The organism is Desulfovibrio piger, assembly GCF_012843875.1.
In the GTDB taxonomy this organism is placed as follows: domain Bacteria; phylum Desulfobacterota; class Desulfovibrionia; order Desulfovibrionales; family Desulfovibrionaceae; genus Desulfovibrio.
Genome location: NZ_JABAFY010000044.1, coordinates 1 through 18,800, shown reverse-complemented (window position 1 = coordinate 18,800; position 18,800 = coordinate 1). Strand labels below are relative to the sequence as shown.

The window sequence follows — 18,800 nt, the reverse complement described above, 5'->3', positions numbered from 1 at the left end:
GGGCTACTTTACCTTGCTTTGGCCTGTATCCTTTGGAGAAAACTGGTATAGCAAGGTGTATGCCGGACATTCTCTAAATGAGCACTGCTTGTTCCATTGGTGTAAACTGCGTATTTGCATTATATTCTCGAATATTCTTAGAATCAATAAAATCGAGTATATGAAACATAAAACCTCCTGAAAAACTTTTCGAGTGCGTCAAATAAACACGTTCGATGCTTTTTTAGATAGCTATAAAGACATCAATACTATAAATAAGTTACGACTACCTCATATCCTTTATTTTCTCTTATGAATTAATCGTTTCCTATTATTTCTATTTTTATAATCTGACAAATCAACAACTTTTTCCTCAGGAGAATTTTTCTTTCTTTGTTTACAACCAATTGCGTTATGTGCAATTGCAATTTCAGGATTTACATATGTCTTACCAATATTTACAGCCTGCTTTGCAATGGCTCCAGCAACATTTTTAGCTTCTGCAACATCTCCAGAGATAATAGTTCTTGCCCCCATAAAATCAGATTTTATCATCGCTCCAAATTGATCGGCATACAATCTAATGAACTGCAAAGACAATCCAAGAATAGAACAGATGGCAAAAATTACACCAAATATCCCCATAGCTTTATCAGCATCAATCGCATTAGAAATCCCCACAAAGATTACGGCAATCCATATGAAACCAGCCAAGCTTCTCGCACCTACAAATGAAAACATAACTGCTGCTAACAGCAAATGCTTTCCAGTAATACCATGAATATCAGCAAAAGATAATACATCTGATTTACATGAATTAGTAAATATAGAGAAAAACATAGCAGTAACTAAAACAGATAACACCAATAGTATCCATTCCGAAATATAATAACCTACGGTTCTATTCTCTTTGCAAAATATAATTTCAGATTTTACACGAATAGTCATTGTCATTATATAAATAAAAGAAAAAAGAGTAGTTATAAGAGTAGGCTCAAGGGAAAGTTTTTTTTTCGATTTTAACAACGTAAAATATAGTATCAGTATAAGAATATTCTATATATCCAAGTACAGCTGATATCGTCAAAAAAAATATGGCTCCATATTTTTGTATCTCTGAAGATGAGAGTTTGCTGATTTTCCTTACAGCCAAAGATGATATCGGCTTATCAACATTTTCATCTTCGAAATTATTTATATCCGAGCAATGCCTACTCCCAATATCATCTGAATTATCATCCAGATTACGCGTGCTATATTTTTTCATCTTATCGACATTTTCATCTTCGAGTTTATTCATATCCGAACATTGCCTACCATCAATATCATCTGAATTATCATCTAGATTACTCGTACCATTTTGGTAAAAAACACAATTTTTAACAGAAATACCAACAGTCTTAGCTCCAATTCCATTCAATACATCTGTATCATTAAAAAGAAATCCTTTGCGTATCAATCCTTTTGTATAATAAATATTATAAGAAATACTTACCATAACCTGAATAACTATAAATATCAAATAAAATGATTGAAATCCACAAGACTGAATAGCCAAACAACCTAACTGAACAGCAATTAACTCAAGACCACTCCTGATATCACCGCGCGCAAACATAGGAATCCATGCCAAAAACAAAATCGGCCAACTAAAGCCAATAAATCCATTTTTTGATTTACCTGTTTTTGGATTATACATCTTAATACGCTTTTCCATACTTGTCCTCCCGGGCACGCCAGAAAACAGCCCAAAAATTTTGCATGTAATTGTTTAGCATACCAACACTGCACATAATGCAATCCATCCTGATAGTAAGGCTGGATGGAAGATTATCCCAAACTTACCGAGGCCGTAGCCAACGTGCTGACTCGTCTACGGGAAGATGCAGGCCTGAGCAAGCGCAAGCTGGCGCTCCTCACGACAATCGACCGCGTTTATTTGTTGCAGATCGAACAAAAAAAGTATCGACCAACACTGAACGCAATTTTTTTGCTCGCGCAAGCTTTTGGTATTTCGCCCGGCTACATGGTCACGCTGATTGACAGGGAATGTCAACGCCTTGTTAACGCTCCCTCTGCCTCTGAAGAATGACCTTGGCCTCGCGCAGATATGTGTCGCATATACGGACGGGTAAACGCTTAAAAAGCCTGAACACGACACAAGCGCTCGTCAACTCTCTGTTTTTGCAAAGATTTTTCAATAAAAAAAGGCCACTACGCCCACAAAGATACTGTGCGAATGGAGGAAGGTCTTCACATACGAGCTCACACCACGGCACAAGCACGCTTTGTGGAGAATTTTCAAACAGCCGCACCAGATATGCGACGGCCTGTGCCCGCTGAGTGCGAAAAGGCCCACAATCATCTTCAAGACGGCAAAGATCATGGTAGTATCCAAGGGCTTGCCGTTGCTCCTTCCTCTGAAGGCCCATAAAAACAGCATACTCCAAAGCCTGGGCTTTCAGCTTATGAAAGCCGTCGCAAGACAGAATCTCGTGCAGCACCTTCTCCAGCTCATTCCACTCCCGTCTATTGCCAAGCTCGTAAAGATATTCCACGACCGCTTTCGTTTGAGAGGACTCTGGCAGCGATGCGAAAATCGGGATCATCGTATTCCTCCTGGGGATGATCCTCCAGCTTATTCCGGGTTTGCTGTTTTGAGTCAAGAGCTAACCTATTTCTATATGAAAATCGTAATATCTTTGTATCCATGTAAATTTACTGTATAAAAAATTTTTAAATAAATATATCGGGACGCCTGTCGGGCATAGTGCAAGATGCATCAAAATCATACTATAAGAGTATGATTTTAACAGCCCTCATACTTTGATTCTAAGCCTTCAAACGGCATACTGATGACCATTGAACCATCTTCCTTGCGGAAACTCGCTTAGAATCAATATTTTATCCAGCTTATCCCCTGAAACACGGCTTTCATCCAACAAAAAATGTCGGTGCTGGGGGCGGTAATGCTTCAAGCTTTCAGGCATGGGCGCAAATAAGGCCATGAACACCAGTTCGCCAAAGAGGTCCGAGCGCAGCAGGGCTTTTTCCTGAAACGCCCGGACGGAACAGAATTTTGTCTTGATGAGGATGTCCCGGTCGAACGCGGCGTAGAAATCGTCGGCAGTCCGGGTCACGGTGAGGGGATGCTGCCCGGCCGGGCAGGCAACAGCGGTCAGAAGCAGGAAGATCAGGGCCAAAAAGGTCCGTGTCATATCGTCTCCAGTAAGATGTTCCGGCGCCGCGGCATCTTCCCGCCCTCTTCCGGGACCTTCCCCACGCCGCCGGGGAACGGGGCAACGCCCGCTGTCCACCGGAAAAACGGACACGAAGGAAAAATGCATCAGAAGCATGGCGGGGCCGCCCCACAGGCAGCGCCTTTCCTGCGCTGAGTACGGGAAGCGCGGCGCAATGTCCAGCGCCCGGCGCAGGCCCTGCCCACTGCCTGCCGGAGAGCCCGCCCCATATCCGACCAGGCATCCCGGTACCCTCCCGCATCACTGCCGGTCACAGGAAGGGCGGCCGTCGCCATCCGGCTTTCCGCAAGCCCGTCCTCTTGCCGCAGCTCCTCGCATCCCGGGACGGGGACGCCGCCCCCAGATGCAAAAGCCTGCCGCCCTTCTCTTCCGGCTTTGCTGAAAACATCCTCCTGCGCCGCGCCTCCCGCACCAGAGCGACCTGCCTCCGGGGATGACCGCCACACACCGCCTGCGGACGCTCCTCCGGCTCGACCTTTGCGAGCCCCCGCGCTATACTGGCAGGGTGTCCGCGCAGTCTGCGGACGTTCCCTTCCTTTTCCGACCCGGGAGGTCTTTCATGGACGCCCTGCAATGCATCCTCACCCGCCGTTCCTGCCGCTCCTATGAGGACCGGCCCATCCCCAAAAAAGAGATCCTGGAGCTGCTGACCGTCGGCACCAAGGCCGCCACCGGCTCCGGCATGCAGCCCTGGGGTTTCGTGACCCTGGAGGGACGGGAAAAGATCGCCGCCCTTTCCGACGAGATCAAAGCCTGGCTCAAAGAGAACTTTGCGGACTTTCCCTGGCTGGCCCAGTACAGGGAATGGCTGGACAACCCCAATTACAACATCTTCTATGACGCCAACAACGTCATCTGCGTCTACGGGGACACGACCTCACACTGGTACGTGTATGACGGCACCCTGTGCACGGCCAACATCATGCTGGCCGCCCACGCCAAGGGCATCGGCTCCTGCTGGATCGGCTTTGCCCAGGACTTCATGGACCGTCCGGAGATCAAGGCCCGCTACAAGGTGCCGGAGCAGTGCCGCTTCGTCAGCGCCCTGAGCCTAGGGTACGCCAAGGGGCACCTGCCCGAAGCCCAGCGCAAGGAGCCGGTCATCTTCAACGGCTAGATCCCCGGGACGGGCAGCCGCCGGAGCAGACCGTCCGCAGGATGGCCTCCGCGCCGTGACGGCGGCAACGCCGAAGCATCACCATGCCACGAGTCACCATCCTGCCGGGCGGCCCCGGCACGACCGGCAGACATCAGAACGTGAAAAGGCGGATCCACGGATCCGCCTTTTTTATCGTGTACCGGGGCAGGAGCGCAGCTCTTCAAAGGCAGCTCCGCCCCCGCCAGCCTATTGAGAGAAAGACCGGTCTAGGCCTTTTCCGCCGCAGGGCGCCCCTTGCGGCGCAGGGCCTGCCAACCTTCGTGCACCAGCACCAGCGACAACGCCAGCAGCAGCACGGCGATGACCAGTTGCAGGGCCGCCACGGCCCCGCCCGTCCCGGCCAGCAGGGCACGGCCCTGGGCCACGATGCCCAGCACCAGGGCGGAGAGCGTCACCAGCAGCATGAAGAGCATGGGCAGCAGGAACATGCCGTTGCGGCGGGCAAGGTTCTGGAGCCAGCAGGCCACGGCCAGCAGGGCCAGCGCGGCCAGCAGCTGGTTGGCCGCACCGAACAGGGGCCAGATCTTGGCATAACCGCCAAAGCCCAGGCTCATGCCCAGGCCCACGGTCACCAGCGTGGCCACATATTTGTTGACCAGCACGGCCCGCCAGCCGCGCACGTCCTTCACGCTCTGGCCCGGGGCCAGCCACAGTTCCTGGAACATATAGCGCCCCAGACGGGTGGCCGTATCCAGCGAGGTCAGGCAGAAGGTGGACACGGCCAGGATGATGAGGCCGTAAGTGACGCCGCGGGCGCTCTCGCTGCCCAGGCCCACACAGGCCAGCATCTGCGACAGGCCGTCGGCCAGCACCTGGGTGGGCGTCTGGCTGGTGAAGGCATGGCCGTTCTGGGTGAAGATATAGCCCACGGCGATGAGCGAGGCGATGCCCAGCGCGCTTTCGATGAGCATGGAGCCAAAGCCCACCAGGCGGGCGTCACGCTCGCTGCTCAACTGTTTGGACGTGGTACCCGAAGCCACCAGCGAATGGAAGCCCGAGATGGCCCCGCAGGCCACGGTCACGAACAGGGCCGGGAAGAGATACTGGCCGTTGACCTCGAAGGAGGTGAAGGCGGGCAGTTCGATGACCGGATGCGCGGCCACGATGCCCACCACGGCGGCCAGCATCATGGCATAGAGCAGGAAGGAGCTGAGGTAATCGCGGGGCTGGAGCAGGATCCAGACGGGCGTCACCGAGGCCACGAGGATGTACAGGCCCAGCAGCCACATCCAGGTGTCGTAGCCCACATAGACGGGAAAATGCAGCCCCAGGGCAATGACGCCCACGATGCCCGCCACGCCCAGCAGGGTGGCCCTGCGCAAGGGCATCTCGAAACGGTAGACCAGCAGGCCGAAGATCACGGCCAGCACAATGAACAGCAGGGAGATGGTGGCCGTGGAGCCGTTGACGTGGTTGTGGACCAGCGCGCCCGAGGCATCGGTCATGAAGCCGTTGAAGGTGCCCGCCACGATGGAGGCGAAGGCCCCCACCACCAGCACCAGGGTCAGGAAGGAAAAGATGACGAACAGGCGCTTGGCCCGCAGGCCGATGCTGCCGGCGATGACCTCGCCGATGGAGCGGCCCTTGTTGCGCAGGGAGGCAAACAGGGAGCCAAAGTCATGCACGCCGCCGAAGAAGATGCCGCCGACGACCACCCAGATGAAACAGGGCAGCCAGCCGAAGACGGCGGCCTGGATGGGGCCGTTGATGGGCCCGGCCCCGGCGATGGACGAAAAATGGTGTCCCAGCACAACCGGAGCTTTGGAGGGCATGTAGTCCACGCCGTCGCGGAACTGGTGGGCCGGCGTAGGCCGGGAGGGATCGACGCCCCAGACTTTTTCCAGCCAGGCGCCGTAGACGAAATAGCCCAGTCCCAACAGGGCCAGGCCGCCAAGGAGCAGATACAGGGAATTCATGATACACGCTCTTGAGGAAAAAGGGACGGGAACGCCCTGCGCGCCAGAGGCAGCAGGGTGGCCCGGGCTGCCTTGTTGCAGACGCAGGCGGCATCGGGGGGGACGGTGTCGCGCCACGGCGCGGAAGGCAGGATAAGGGCCAGCGCGCGCAGACGCATCCAGCCGCGCAGGCCCAGCCAGAAACTCTTGCAGACACGGCAGCGCTCCACAGCGGCCGCCGCATCCTGTTGCCATGACCGGCAAAGGATGATGACGCTCACATACGAGGCCATGTGCTCGTCGTGGGGCCGGATGCGCTCCTGCCCCCAGGCCAGGGCCCCGTCACAGATATGCTCCCAGGCGGCCATGTCCAGCCGGGGCAGACAGTGGACCTGCACATATTCGTGCGTCTCCGCCGCCCAGAGCGTAGCCTTGCGGTGCAGCACATAGGCCTCGTCACGACGGTGGAAGGCACAGGTGGCGCGCAGGCTGCCGGGCACCTCCTGCCGCTCCACATCGAAGCTGGCGGCGGCCAGGGTCGCCAGCAGGGCATCCAGCTGCCCGTCCGGGGTGCTGTCCTCCCCGGCGGTGCAGGACTGGTCCGTGCGGGCTTCCGCTCCTGAAGGATCGTCCTTTTCCATGACAAACACTCCCGTCTCCCGGCCAACCGCCCTGTGCCGGACAGGCAAAGTACCGGGGACGCCGGGGATGGCCGCCCTGCCGGGCACTTCCCCGCCAACAGTATCAGGCCCTGTCAGGGGCCAGGGTTCCACTGAAAATTCCAGACTCTCGGCCATCTCGCCCAGGGCCCGGCGCAGGGCATCTTCCCGGTGGGGCGAAAAGACCAGCTTGAGCAGGGCCGTACGCGGCTCCAGCACGGTGAAATAGGCCGTGTTGTCATAGCCTTCCAGCAAAAAGCGGAACAGAGCCGTATCCTCCGCGGCCAGCCGCACCAGCAGCCGGGCGCTGCGGGCCGGGGGCGGCAGGGGCGGCGCGGGCTTGCGCGGTTTGCGCAGGGCCGGGGGCAGATGGGCCTCCCGCAGGTGGAAGGGACAGTGCGTCCGGGACTCGTGTTCCATCAGTACCACCCCAGGTAGCGCATCAGGGCCACAAAGCCCATGGAAAAGGCGATGGTGCCGAAAAAGCTCTTGCTCCACCAGGCCACCAGCAGGGCCGGGATGCCCGTCATCAGGAAGAGGTTGTGATGCGTGGGCATGAACTCTCCCTGATAGATGAAGACGTCCGGGCCCAGCAGGGCCGCCATGACCGCCACGGGCACGAAGGAGAGCCAGTGGCGCAGCAGGTCGGGCAGGCTCTCGGCATGCAGATACATGACCGGCCCCACACGGGGGATGACCGTCACCAGCATGCAACCCACCAGGCAAAAAAGCAGTTCCGCGTGCTGCTGTATCCAGATCATGCCGCGTCCTCCTCTTTCTTTTCCGGCAGGGCGCTCTTGTTGCGGTGCAACAGGATCACGCCCAGCGTGGCGCCCAGCACCGTGGCCACCACCACGTTCCACTGGCCCATGCCGGCCAGCTTCAGGCTCAGGGAAAGGATGGCCGTCACGATGGCCACCAGCACATGCAGGCGGCTGACGCACTGCGGCACCAGCAGGGCCAGGAACATGGCCGTGAGGGCATAGTCCAGGCCCAGGGGCTTCACGTCATGGACGAGGCCGCCGCAGAACACGCCGATGACCGTCCCCAGCACCCACGAGGCGTGGGCCGTGAGGTTGCAGGTAAAGAGCGTGGCCGTGCACAGCTTCCAGCCGCGCTGGAAGGCCGTGATATGCACGCCGAAGGTCTCGTCCGTCATCTCGCAGCCGAACAGAAAGCGTTGCCAGCGCTTGAGCGGCGCCAGCGGCTCGGCCATGGCGGCGGACATGAGCAGATGGCGCAGGTTGACCACGAAGACCGCCACGATGACGGACATGGCCCCCACACCGGCCCCCCACAACCCCGCGCAGACGAACTGCCCGGAACCGGCGAAATGGAACACCGACATGGCCACCACCAGAGCGGGCGGGATGTTGCTCTTGACGGCCAGCACACCAAAGGCGAACGCCACCGGCACATAGCCCAGCACGATGGGCAGGGCCCGGCGCACGCCATCCATATAGGGAGATGCCACAGCAACCTCCTCTCCTGAAAATGTTTCAATCCACAGTCGCCCCGTCCGCCGACTGAGCTTTAACCGTTGCGACGCAGAAAGCTACGGATAAAGACAGCGATGTGGTACACGGCAAGACAGCCCATGAAAGCACTGTCGCTGCTTCAGCCGTTGCGACGAAGGAAGCTACGGATGAAGACAGCAATATGTTACGCGGCAAAACAGCCTGCGAAAACGCTGTCGCCATTCGTAAGGCTCACATGTTCGCCAACGACTGGCGCATCCGTAAGCCCGCTGGTGCGGGCAACGGCTACCGCCTCCGCGACCGACGGATGGGGGTCGCGCGGATTGCCCCTCCCTGAAGGAAGGAATTGCGGAAAAGGCTTTCATCGGCTTCGCCGTCTTGTCAAGCCACTCTGTTCTCCCTGAAGGGGAAGGTCTCAAACCACAAAGAAATTTTTGATGAAAAGCGATCTGTTATCCCTTTTCCTCCCCCTTTGGCAAGGGTCCCCGGCATGAAAGAATGCCCCCTCCGGCCAGTGCGCCGGCACACGGACCGGCCGGAGACCCGGGCAACGCGTCCCCCGGCCCGTCACCGCCGCTCTCCTTTTTGCGGACGGTTCCCGTCATGCCATCCTGCACCCCCTGGAGGACAGCTAGGCCCGCGGCCCTCCCGGCGATGCATGTCGAGAGGAAAAGACAATGACACCTTTGCAGCAAACATGTTACTCCCCACATGTTGCTACAGGCCGCAGGCGATGCTATACAGCCATCCTTCACAAGCGGTTGCGCGGAACACATCATGCATGACAAGGAGGTCACACCATGAAAAAAGCTCTTGGTCCCGTCACCCTGGCCTACCCCATGCCGGCCTTTCTGGTGGCCGCCTATGATGAAGAAGGCAAAGCCAATATCATGACCGCGGCCTGGGGCGGCATCTGCTGCTCCAACCCGCCCTGCATCGCCGTCTCCGTGCGGCCCGAACGCTGGACGCACAAGGCCATCGTGGCGCGCAAGGCGTTCACGGTCTGCGTGCCCTCGGCGGCCCAGGCCGCCATGGTGGACTTTGCGGGCATGGTCTCCGGTGCCAAGGAGGACAAATTCTCCGCCACCGGCCTGACCGCCGTGCGCAGCAAGGTGGTGGATGCCCCCTATGTGGACGAATGCCCGCTGGTGCTGGAATGCGAACTGCAGGCCACGCTGGAACTGGGCAGCCATACCCAGTTCGTGGGCCGCATCCTCAACGTGGGCATCGAGAGCGACTGCCTCAACGAAAGCGGCCAGCCCGACATGTACCGCATCGATCCCCTGCTCTACGACGGCGGTCAGAAACAGTACTGCCGCGTGGGCGAGCCGCTGGGCAAGGCTTTTTCCCTGGGCCGCCAGTACGGCCTGTAACATCCGAACGTCCGCGCCGTCCTCCGGGACGGCGCTCAACACCTCTACGCTGGAGAACATACGACAATGAGCGCTTCCAAAGTCTATTTCACCGACATGCGCTGCCCCGTGGGCACCGGCCTGCTGGACAAGCTGAAAAAACTGATCGAAAAGGCCGGCATCGACAGCATCGACATGGACAGCAAGTTCGTGGCCATCAAGATCCATTTCGGTGAGCCGGGCAACCTGTCCTTCCTGCGTCCCAACTTTGCCAAGGTGGTGGCCGACAAGGTGACCTCCCTGGGCGGGCGCCCCTTCCTGACCGACTGCAACACCCTGTATGTGGGCCGCCGCAAGCACGCCCTGGAACACCTGGCCGCCGCGCAGGAAAACGGCTTCTCGCCCCTGAGCACCGGCTGCCAGATGATCATCGCCGACGGCCTCAAGGGCACCGACGAGATGGAAGTGCCCCTGGAAGGCTGTGACCACTTCCAGAGCGCCTTCATCGGCCGCGCCATCATGGACGCCGACATCTTCATCAGCCTGACCCACTTCAAGGGCCACGAGCTGACCGGCTTCGGCGGCGCCATCAAGAACATCGGCATGGGCTGCGGCAGCCGTGCGGGCAAGATGGCCATGCACAGCATCGGCAAGCCCGGCATCGACGCCGAAAAGTGCCGCGGCTGCAAGACCTGTACGCACTACTGCGCCCAGTCGGCCATCAGCATCGGCGAGGACCACAAGGCCCGCATCGACCATGACCTGTGCGCCGGCTGCGGCCGCTGCATCGGCGTGTGCAACTTCGACGCCATCAGCAACGCCTTCGACGCCGAGAGCACCATCCTCAACGAGCGCATGGCCGAATACACCAAGGCCGTCATCCAGAACCGCCCGCACTTCCATGTGAGCATCGTCAACCAGGTCTCGCCCTACTGCGACTGCCACGCCGAGAACGACGCCGCCGTGGTGCCCGACATCGGCATGTTCGCCAGCTTCGACCCCGTGGCCCTGGACCACGCCTGTATCGACGCGGTCAACGCCGCGCCCGCCATCAGCACCAGCGTGCTGGGCCAGTGCGCCCACGAGCACAACGACCACTTCACCGACATCCATCCCAAGACCAACTGGCGCAGCCAGATCGAGCATGCCCGGAAGATCGGCATCGGCAACGTGGATTACGAGCTGGTGACCGTGAAGTAAGGACGGCCCCCTGCCCCGCCGCAGCCCGGGGACAGCTCATGCACGACAAAAAACGGCGTCTTTCGACGCCGTTTTTTTATGGCCTTCCGTCCGGCCGCCGTCCGTCCCCGCAAGGGACGTCTCAGCGGTAGAGCAGTTTTTTCCAGAAGAATTTGATGTTGCCGTCGGCACTGGGAGCGGGCTCCCAGCGCAGGATGGTGTCCGCCATCTTTTCCAGCCCCCGGCAGACCGGGCTTTCCGGCAGGCAGCGGCAGAAGGGCTGCTGGCGCACCACGGCCTCGTGCACGCCGGGGTCGCGGGGCAGCACACCGGCCAGATCCAGCGAGACCCCGCCCAGGAAGTGGTCGCAGACGTCCGTGAGCCGCACGAACATCTCGCGGGCGCTCTTCATGTCCTGCGCCATGTTCACGCAGACCTGGAAGCGGTCCACGCCGTGCTGCGTCTTCAGCACCTTGATCAGGGCATAGGCGTCCGTCAGGGAGGTGGGTTCCGGGGTCAGGACGAGGAGACGTTCCTGCGCCGCCACATTGAAATAGAGCACGCTGTCGTTGATGCCCGCGCCCGTGTCCACGATGAGGAAATCCAGATCGTCCTCCAGCTCGTCCATGGCATCCAGCAGCTCCAGCTTCTGCCCCGAATTGAGCGCCAGCATCTCGCTGACACCCGACGAGGCGGGCAGGATGGAGAAGCCGTATTCCGTGGGCAGCAGGATGTCCCGCAGGGACGCCCCCTCATGGAACAGGTGGAAGATGTTCTTTTCGGGATGCAGGCCCAGCAGCACGTCCACATTAGCCAGCCCCAGGTCCGCGTCCAGAAGCAGCACGCGCTTGCCGTGCGCCGCCAGGGTCAGGGCCAGATTGACCGAGATATTGGTCTTGCCCACGCCCCCCTTGCCCGAGGTGACGGAAAATACCAGAGGATAACTGCTGTTCATGCGCGCTCCAGATGTCAGGTCTTGCCCTGACAGAGTACGATATCTGCCTGTCCCGTCAAGAGCATGGGGCAGGCCCTGTCCGTGAGCAGGCCTGCAGGAAAGCGGGCATGCCCCCAGACCCGGTACCGGAAAAGATCCGCACTACCGGCAAAGGACATCAGGGAAGTCACGGATCGCCGCCGACCAGGAACACGCTTATCCGCCCTCCGGATGCCCCGGATCCCGGGACATCCCGCATACGACTCTGTAACGGACAGAAAAGATACCGGAAGAAAAGCGATATGGATGCCGTCCCTGTTATCCCTGCAGCAACGGCCGCATGACAGAAGGATCTTCTGCCTAGGTCCTGTCCGTCTTGCAGCTTTCCTGCAGACGGTTGCAGCGCACTCCGTGGCGGGAAACAGTCAGGGCTGCCGTCGTGTCTTCTCCCGATGCACGGGCGTTCACGCGGGCCATCTCCTGTGACTGTTCCAGGCGGGCAAGCCGTTCGCCAAGATCGGCATTTTTTTGCCATAACAGCCTGTTTTCCCTGTTCAGATCCCGGCGCTCCGCTTCCAGCTGGTCCAGGCGCTCCTGCAACCAGCGGCAATGGGCACGCAAGGCGTTGTTCTCTGCCTTGCAATCCTGGCCGGGCGCCATCTGGCAGGACAATTCTCCGGCCGTCTGGCTTCCGTCTTCCAGGGGGGCAGGTCTGTTTTCCGGCCGCTCATCCTCATCAATGTTGTCCGGGGCATGCATGGCCCCGGCTCCCGACATCAGCCAGGAGACATTGATTTTACATTTATTACAAATAGTTAAGATAACATCAGCATTGGGACAATTTTCCCCACGTTCATAACCGCCGAGAGCGCCCTTGCTGATGCCCAACAGGCCGGCAAAAGCCTCCTGGGACATTCTGCCCCGTACATGACGAATGCGTTCTCCAAGTTTCTGCATATATTTTCATCCTTGACCCACCTCCAAAAAGGACAATAATCAGTAATTACAAAAAAATAGATAAAATGTACACTTTTTTGTTTACTTGGTCTGAAAACTGTTCTAACAAAAGAGTGTGGGCGATATTTTGTTCCACTCTCCATCATCATTGCAAGAGCATCATATCCGCCCACATTTGCGAACGCAATGCTGTTATGGGCAAGCCATCTGCAATGTATTGTATTCATTATCATTACTTGCAGTATTTCTCTGTCTCGCGCCCTGACAGCCTGTCTGTACACCTGACGCCCGTTGTTGGCTGGACGTCGCAAATTCAGGAGATGCTGTTATGCAACTGACCAAGGGAGCCATCGGGAACCTCATCAACCGGTACAAGGCGGTGCTCAAAAAGTGCCACCTGATGAACACTTTCGGCAGCCTGGCTGTGGCCGGTATGCTGATCATGGGCGGCGCCGGTGTGGCGACCGCCGCAGACGATAAGCCTTTGGGTGGTGGCAGTCAGGAATGGAGTGGAGATGCCGATCATCTCATGGGCGGCAACCTGTACAAAGGGAATGTCACGGTTCCTGGAGAGACCACTCCGGGCGACATCTCCCTCTCCATCAAGGGCGGCACCATCGAGGAAATCATCGGCGGCAGCTATGTGAGCGGCAATAATGATCAGGTCGGGAATGTCACGCTCGGCAATATCAGCACTACCATCCAGGACGGTTCTTCCACCGAATTCGTGGTGGGTGGCAGCAAAATCTCCAATGACGCGGACGCCACCCTGGCCACCGGCAAGACGAGCCTGACTATCAATGGCGGCACCTTCGGTACTGAAGGCAAAACCAATGCCTACGAGCTGGTCATGGGAGGCAACTATATCAAGACCGGCACGGATACCAAGAATAAGGCTAGCGCAGAGGGGTCTAGAGTCACCGTCAATGATGGTACCTTCCACGCCTCCGTGGTGGGCGGTAGTGTCGCCCACAGATACAATGGCAATAACTCGATTATGGTCGAGGATAATGGCTCCACTTCCGTTGTCATCAATGGCGGAACCTTCAGCCCTTCCCAAAGCAACATTGCTGACAGCAATGGCGGCATCAATCTGACGGCGGCCGTCATCGGCGGCGGCCTGGCCTATGGTGGCGGCAGCTCCGTGCTGGGTTCCGATACCCAGGATGTGACCAGCAGCGTGACCATCAATGGCGGCACGTTCGGGGATAACGGTCACTACGCCAAAATCGTGGCCGGCAGCGTCGTCGCTAATAACGGTGGCACCGCTATTGTCCATGGCAATACCACGTTGTCCATGGCTGGTGGTAAGGCTCATGACGACCTCATCGGTGGCGGCATGGTGGAGAATGCGGCTACATTGCCCAAGGAAAGCACCTCCAAATACAACCTCAATATCACGGGTGATTCTTCCGTGAAGGTCACTGGTGGTGAAGCCCTGGGCGAAGTCATCGGCGGCAACTATGTGAAGACTTCCAAGTTGGAAAATTCTGCCAAATTGGCCAATTCTGCCAAAGTGGCCAATTCTTCCGTGACCATCACTGGCGGCAAATTTGCCGGCGTCGACGTCTCCAAGGATAAAGCCCAGTATATCATCGGCGGCAGCAAGACCAATGCTTCCGAGGGTGGGAACGCGACTACGCTTGTCGAAGGTAACAGCTCAGTCCTGATCGATGGTGCCGTGACCATCGAGGACGGCGCTTTGATTGGCGGCAGCCAGGCTAAGGCAGGAAACGGCGTGGGGTCTAAGGCTACTGCTACTGTCAAGGGCAACAGCTCCGTTACCGTGAACAAGGGCACTCTGGCCGGTGTGATCGGTGGCGGTATCGCTGAGACCTATTGGTCTTCCAATGGCGAAGCCTCCTCGACTGTGACCGGCACCTCTTCCGTGACCATCAACGGCGGCAATGTTACTGGGAATTCGATCGAGACCGGTGCTGTGGCAGGTAACACCGGCAAGCTGTCTGCTGCCGTTGTGGGCGGCGGTCTGGCCAATACCACGGACTCCACTGCCACTGTGGGCAGCACGAGCGTGACCATCGCTGATGGCACCATCAACGGCAAGGTCGTTGCCGGTGGCGTGGCGGTCAACGGTGGCAGCTCCACCGTCACGGGCGATACCCGCCTGACCATGACCGGCGGCAAAGTCGACGGCGACCTTATCGGCGGCGGCTTTGTCGACATGAACAACGCCACGGACAATAAGGCCAATGTCGAAGGCTCTACCCACATCACCGTCAGCGGCGGTTCCCTCGTTGACGCCGAGATCATCGGCGGCGGCTCTGTGCGTAATGCCACTGGCGAGGCCAATGTTAATAAAGATACCCACGTCACGGTGACGAAGTACGACAACTCGCAGGACAAGCAGACGTGGGTGCAGTACGTCTTCGGCGGCGGCAAGGCCATGACCAATGGTGAGCAGACTGCCACGGCCGATGTCACCGGCAGCACCAATGTCACCATTGGTGAGCAGGGTGCCGCAGGCGAGGCCCTCAAGATCGAGTTCGGTACCGTGGCCGGCGGCGGCCTGGCCCGTGCGCAGGAAGGAGGGGGTTCTGCCACCGCCACTGTGAAGAACGCCAATGTCATCGTCCACAGCGGCATCCTGTCCGGCGTGGCCGGCGGCGGCATTGCTGAATATTACGGTGCTGGCTCTGCTGAGGCCACTGTGACCAACGCCAACCTGACCATCAATGGCGGCACCATCAAGGGCGTGAAGTACCAGGGTGTCGACACGAACAAGGTCAAGGTCAAAGTCGCCGTGCTGGGTGGCGGTATCGCTAAGGGTGCCGGGGCCATTGCCAATGCCACCACCACCAACACCGTCATCAACGGCGGCACCATCGAGGGCCATGTCGTGGCCGGTGGCCTGGCTGACGGCGGCACCGCCACTGTGGGCACCGCCAACCTGACCATCAAGGGTGGCGAGATCAACGGCAGCGTCTATGCCGGCGGCGCCAAGCTCAAAAGTGGTACTGCCTCTGTTGATAACTTCAAGGTCCTCATCACGGGCGGCACCATCACAGGCGATGTCGTGGCCGGCGATTACACCGTCGAAACTACGGAGACCGAGGCTGCCCTGTTGACTCTTAGCTCGAGGAGCACCGCCAGCAAGGGCACCATCACCATCGGTGGCGATGCCAAGATCGACGGCAAGGTGGATGCCTCGGCTGAAGGCGTCGAGACCAACGTTGTTATCGACGGCGCTGATAAGGTCACCGGTGTCTACGAAGGCAACAAAGACAGCACTCTGACCTTCAACAACTACAACGACAAGTTTAACAACACCGCTACCGGTTTTGGCAACCTCAACGTTGCTGAAGGCTCCAACGTGGAGATGGACAACCTGTCCACCGGCGCCAAGGGTGACACCGAAGCGGACAAGGGAAAAACCGGCTTCTTTGGTGGTGGTACTGGTGTTGATGTCGTCACTGTCAACGGCAAAGGCACTGTGAAGGCTGAGAACGTCACGGCTACTGACGGTAAGACCATCACCGTGGCTGACGGCAGCACGCTGGATGCCCAAAAGCTGATCACGAAGCAAGAGGGGTCTACTACTGGTGGTTCCGTCAAGACGGCCGGCCTGGGCTCCACGCTGATCATCGGCAACGAGAATCTGAACGATATCGATGATCACAGCCTCAACAGCACCGCCGGTAACGAAATCAAGTTCACGGGCCTTAGTGATGAGGTCAACGCCGGCGTCATCTCGGCCAAGCTGGGTACCAACGAAGGCATCGTCAATGTGGGCGATACCAAGGTTGCCGGCCTCAGCGAACGGGTTGTGAACGGCGAGGTCAGCTATACCGACTGGACGGGCAGCAGCACCGACGGCATCACCAACAACGAGCTGAAGAAGACCACGCTGACGGGCGTCGACTCGCCCGTTACCAAGACCGGCAGCTTCGGCAGCGCCGAGCTGGATGAGAGCATTGATACGCTCACCGTCGGTAACAGCCTGACCCTTACCGGTCTTGACGGCAGCAACAACTTCGTCAGCAAGGCCGACAAGGCCGCCAATGCCACGATCGCCAACGATGCCAAGCTGACCCTGGGTGACAATACCTATGCCGGCGATAAGGGCATCGGCAAGATCGAGATCGGCAATAATGCCACGCTGAACGTGCTGGGCCAGAGTGCTGCTGCCGCTACGGTGAACAGCGGCGCCATCACGGCGACGACGGCTGCTACGGGAACAAAGGTCAACGCCAAAAACGTGACCCTCAATGTGGCTGGCGACATCGGTGCTGAGACTCAGGCCATCGGCACCATCACCGCTGACGCCGCCAATATCAAGGCCACCGGCGATGTGACGGCTGGTGATATCGACCTGGTCAAGGGCGGTAGCGTGACCTCTGATAAGGACATCAAGGTCAACGGTCCTATCGAGGATGCCGACGGTACGCTGCAGGCTGGTGGTAACATCACCGCCGAGGGCCAGAACCTCACGCAGGCTAACAACGGCAAGCTGACCGTCGTGGCCGGTGGCACCATCAAAGCTGCTAACATCTCCGCCACCAACGTGGCTGCCAAGAAGCTGACGGCTGGTGCCGTGGCTGTCGACGGCGGTACCCTGGATCTGACGGGTACGGGTACGGATGTCAGCAAGGTCGCTAGCCTGAAGCTGACCAACGGCACGCAGGCCAAGGTTGCTGACCTGGAGCTGACCGGGGCCGGCACCATCACCGTGGGTACCGGTGACGATGCGGTCGGCGGCACCACCCTGTCCGCCAAGCACATCAACCTCAAAGAAGGCATGCTGCTGGTCGACCCGGACTGGGGCCTGCCTTCCAGCAACGTGGCTGTGGCAAGTCTGAGCGAGACCGCGAGTGAGACTGACGTCACCGTCAACGGCAGCGTAGGCGTGGGCCGGAACTCCTACCTGGCTCTGGGTACCGACAATACCGGCTGGCTGCGTGGTGTGGTAGGCAACTACACCAAGGGCGTGGGCCTGTCCAAGGATGGCATCACCGCCGCTCTGGGTGTCTTTGACAGCATCAAAATTGCTGACACCAAGGGCCTGGTCGTGGACGGCAGCCTGACGAATCCTGGCCTGAGTGCTGCCATCGTCTCCAACACCGCCAAGTTCGGCGCCAACAGTCTGCTGGTGGTCAACGGTGCGAACATCTACGGCGACAAGGCTGCCATCACGTTCGCTCATACTGGCGGTGGCAACAAGCTCACCGTCGACAATACGTCCAGGCTGGTCGTGACCGATGCCGTGGCTGGTCAGGACTACACCATCGTGGGCAATGTTGAGAATGTTGAGACGGTGCAGGACGGTACGAGTACTCCTACTCCTATCGCAAACGGTGGGACTGTCTGGAAGACCGAAGGCCTGTCCACCACCACGGACATGATCTCGCTGGGCGATGCCGTGTTCACCCAGGGCAGCGCGGGTACCCCCGACAAGGTCACCACCGCCGCCACGCGCAATGACGCCCATACCGTGTTCCCCAACCTGAGCGACGGCATGGCCAACGCGGTGAACGACCTGTACACCAGTCATGCCGGTGCCGCTGGCAAACCTCGCTGGGACTACGCCGACGTCAATTCCGCCGACATGGGCGTGCGCTTCCTGAGCCGCGCCACGGACAACCGCTTCCTGGGCATGGACAAGGAAGCCGCCGCTGCCACCATTGAAAGCGCTGCCCGCATCGCCTTTGCCGGTGCCGTGCCGCAGATGACCAAGATGGCTTCCGACGCGGGCACCAATGCCGTGGTCAACCGTCTGGGCTTCGCCGATCCCGCTGACGGCGCCCAGGCCATGGACGCCGACGGCAAGATCGTGGACCGCAACACCACCGGCTTCGCCCTCTGGATCGCGCCCCTGTGGCAGAGCCAGCACGGCTGGGGCATGGATGCCGACACCATGGACTATGGCTTCAACGGCAATCTGGGCGGCGTGTCGCTGGGTGCCGACTACACCTTCGAGAACGCCATCCGCG

General features: G+C 58.6%; 15 protein-coding genes and 1 pseudogene. 5 read left to right on the top strand and 11 right to left on the bottom strand.

From position 1 onward, the window contains the following. Positions 1 to 279: 279 nt before the first annotated feature. Positions 280 to 927, bottom strand: a complete 648-nt coding sequence (locus HF854_RS10005) for a hypothetical protein (RefSeq protein WP_168936151.1) — start codon at positions 925 to 927, stop codon at positions 280 to 282. Between the two features lie 46 nt (positions 928 to 973). Beyond that, positions 974 to 1,696 carry a hypothetical protein gene (locus HF854_RS10000; RefSeq protein WP_168936150.1) on the bottom strand — a complete coding sequence of 241 codons (723 nt, stop codon included), beginning with the start codon at positions 1,694 to 1,696 and terminating at the stop codon, positions 974 to 976. Between the two features lie 105 nt (positions 1,697 to 1,801). Between HF854_RS10000 and HF854_RS09995 the strand changes: the two genes are divergently transcribed. Then, positions 1,802 to 2,071 (top strand): helix-turn-helix domain-containing protein, encoded by a 270-nt coding sequence (locus HF854_RS09995; RefSeq protein ID WP_006008880.1) that lies wholly within the window; start codon positions 1,802 to 1,804, stop codon positions 2,069 to 2,071. Here HF854_RS09995 and HF854_RS09990 read toward each other — a convergent pair. Together HF854_RS09990 and HF854_RS09985 are read right to left on the bottom strand one after the other, a co-directional pair. Further along, complete coding sequence (locus HF854_RS09990) at positions 2,043 to 2,588, bottom strand: hypothetical protein (RefSeq protein WP_168936149.1); 546 nt, start codon at positions 2,586 to 2,588, stop codon at positions 2,043 to 2,045. The two genes, HF854_RS09995 and HF854_RS09990, sit on opposite strands and share 29 nt — an antisense overlap. 231 nt (positions 2,589 to 2,819) lie before the next feature. Beyond that, positions 2,820 to 3,335, bottom strand: coding sequence for a hypothetical protein (locus HF854_RS09985; RefSeq protein ID WP_168936148.1), 516 nt, complete (start codon positions 3,333 to 3,335; stop codon positions 2,820 to 2,822). Between the two features lie 463 nt (positions 3,336 to 3,798). Between HF854_RS09985 and HF854_RS09980 the strand changes: the two genes are divergently transcribed. Then, entirely contained in the window at positions 3,799 to 4,356 is a 558-nt protein-coding gene (locus tag HF854_RS09980) for a nitroreductase family protein (protein WP_168936147.1), read from the top strand. A 248-nt stretch (positions 4,357 to 4,604) separates the two neighbouring features. On the opposite strand, the gene HF854_RS09975 is transcribed toward HF854_RS09980, so the two are convergent. From HF854_RS09975 to HF854_RS09960, 4 genes are read right to left on the bottom strand one after another with little or no spacing between them, the layout of a single operon-like run. Beyond that, positions 4,605 to 6,314 (bottom strand): carbon starvation CstA family protein, encoded by a 1,710-nt coding sequence (locus HF854_RS09975; RefSeq protein ID WP_168936146.1) that lies wholly within the window; start codon positions 6,312 to 6,314, stop codon positions 4,605 to 4,607. Beyond that, positions 6,311 to 7,372, bottom strand: coding sequence for a DUF4911 domain-containing protein (locus tag HF854_RS12880; RefSeq protein WP_346765653.1), 1,062 nt, complete (start codon positions 7,370 to 7,372; stop codon positions 6,311 to 6,313). The genes HF854_RS09975 and HF854_RS12880 overlap by 4 nt, the downstream gene beginning before the upstream one ends. After that, positions 7,372 to 7,713: an AzlD domain-containing protein gene (locus HF854_RS09965; protein WP_168936145.1), complete on the bottom strand. Its 342-nt coding sequence runs from the start codon at positions 7,711 to 7,713 to the stop codon at positions 7,372 to 7,374. The genes HF854_RS12880 and HF854_RS09965 overlap by 1 nt, the downstream gene beginning before the upstream one ends. Further along, positions 7,710 to 8,426 (bottom strand): AzlC family ABC transporter permease, encoded by a 717-nt coding sequence (locus HF854_RS09960; protein ID WP_246118332.1) that lies wholly within the window; start codon positions 8,424 to 8,426, stop codon positions 7,710 to 7,712. The genes HF854_RS09965 and HF854_RS09960 overlap by 4 nt, the downstream gene beginning before the upstream one ends. An 804-nt stretch (positions 8,427 to 9,230) precedes the next feature. Between HF854_RS09960 and HF854_RS09955 the strand changes: the two genes are divergently transcribed. Next, on the top strand, positions 9,231 to 9,803 hold the full coding sequence (locus HF854_RS09955; protein ID WP_168936144.1) for a flavin reductase family protein: 573 nt from the start codon (positions 9,231 to 9,233) through the stop codon (positions 9,801 to 9,803). A gap of 66 nt (positions 9,804 to 9,869) precedes the next feature. Then, positions 9,870 to 10,982 carry a DUF362 domain-containing protein gene (locus HF854_RS09950; protein WP_168936143.1) on the top strand — a complete coding sequence of 371 codons (1,113 nt, stop codon included), beginning with the start codon at positions 9,870 to 9,872 and terminating at the stop codon, positions 10,980 to 10,982. 121 nt (positions 10,983 to 11,103) lie between these two features. Here HF854_RS09950 and HF854_RS09945 read toward each other — a convergent pair whose 3' ends face one another. From HF854_RS09945 to HF854_RS12850, 3 genes and pseudogenes are all read right to left on the bottom strand, one after another. Then, the gene (locus tag HF854_RS09945; RefSeq protein WP_168936142.1) at positions 11,104 to 11,916 is read right to left on the bottom strand and encodes a MinD/ParA family protein; all 813 of its coding nucleotides are present in this window, start codon (positions 11,914 to 11,916) and stop codon (positions 11,104 to 11,106) included. A gap of 339 nt (positions 11,917 to 12,255) precedes the next feature. Next, positions 12,256 to 12,654, bottom strand: coding sequence for a hypothetical protein (locus HF854_RS09940; protein ID WP_240937720.1), 399 nt, complete (start codon positions 12,652 to 12,654; stop codon positions 12,256 to 12,258). A gap of 30 nt (positions 12,655 to 12,684) precedes the next feature. Next, positions 12,685 to 12,852 (bottom strand): annotated as a pseudogene (locus HF854_RS12850) (helix-turn-helix domain-containing protein); the annotation flags it as partial. A 328-nt stretch (positions 12,853 to 13,180) separates the two neighbouring features. Here HF854_RS12850 and HF854_RS09935 point away from each other — a divergent pair. Beyond that, on the top strand, positions 13,181 to 18,800 hold a 5,620-nt coding region (locus tag HF854_RS09935; RefSeq protein ID WP_168936140.1), incomplete at its 3' end, for a beta strand repeat-containing protein.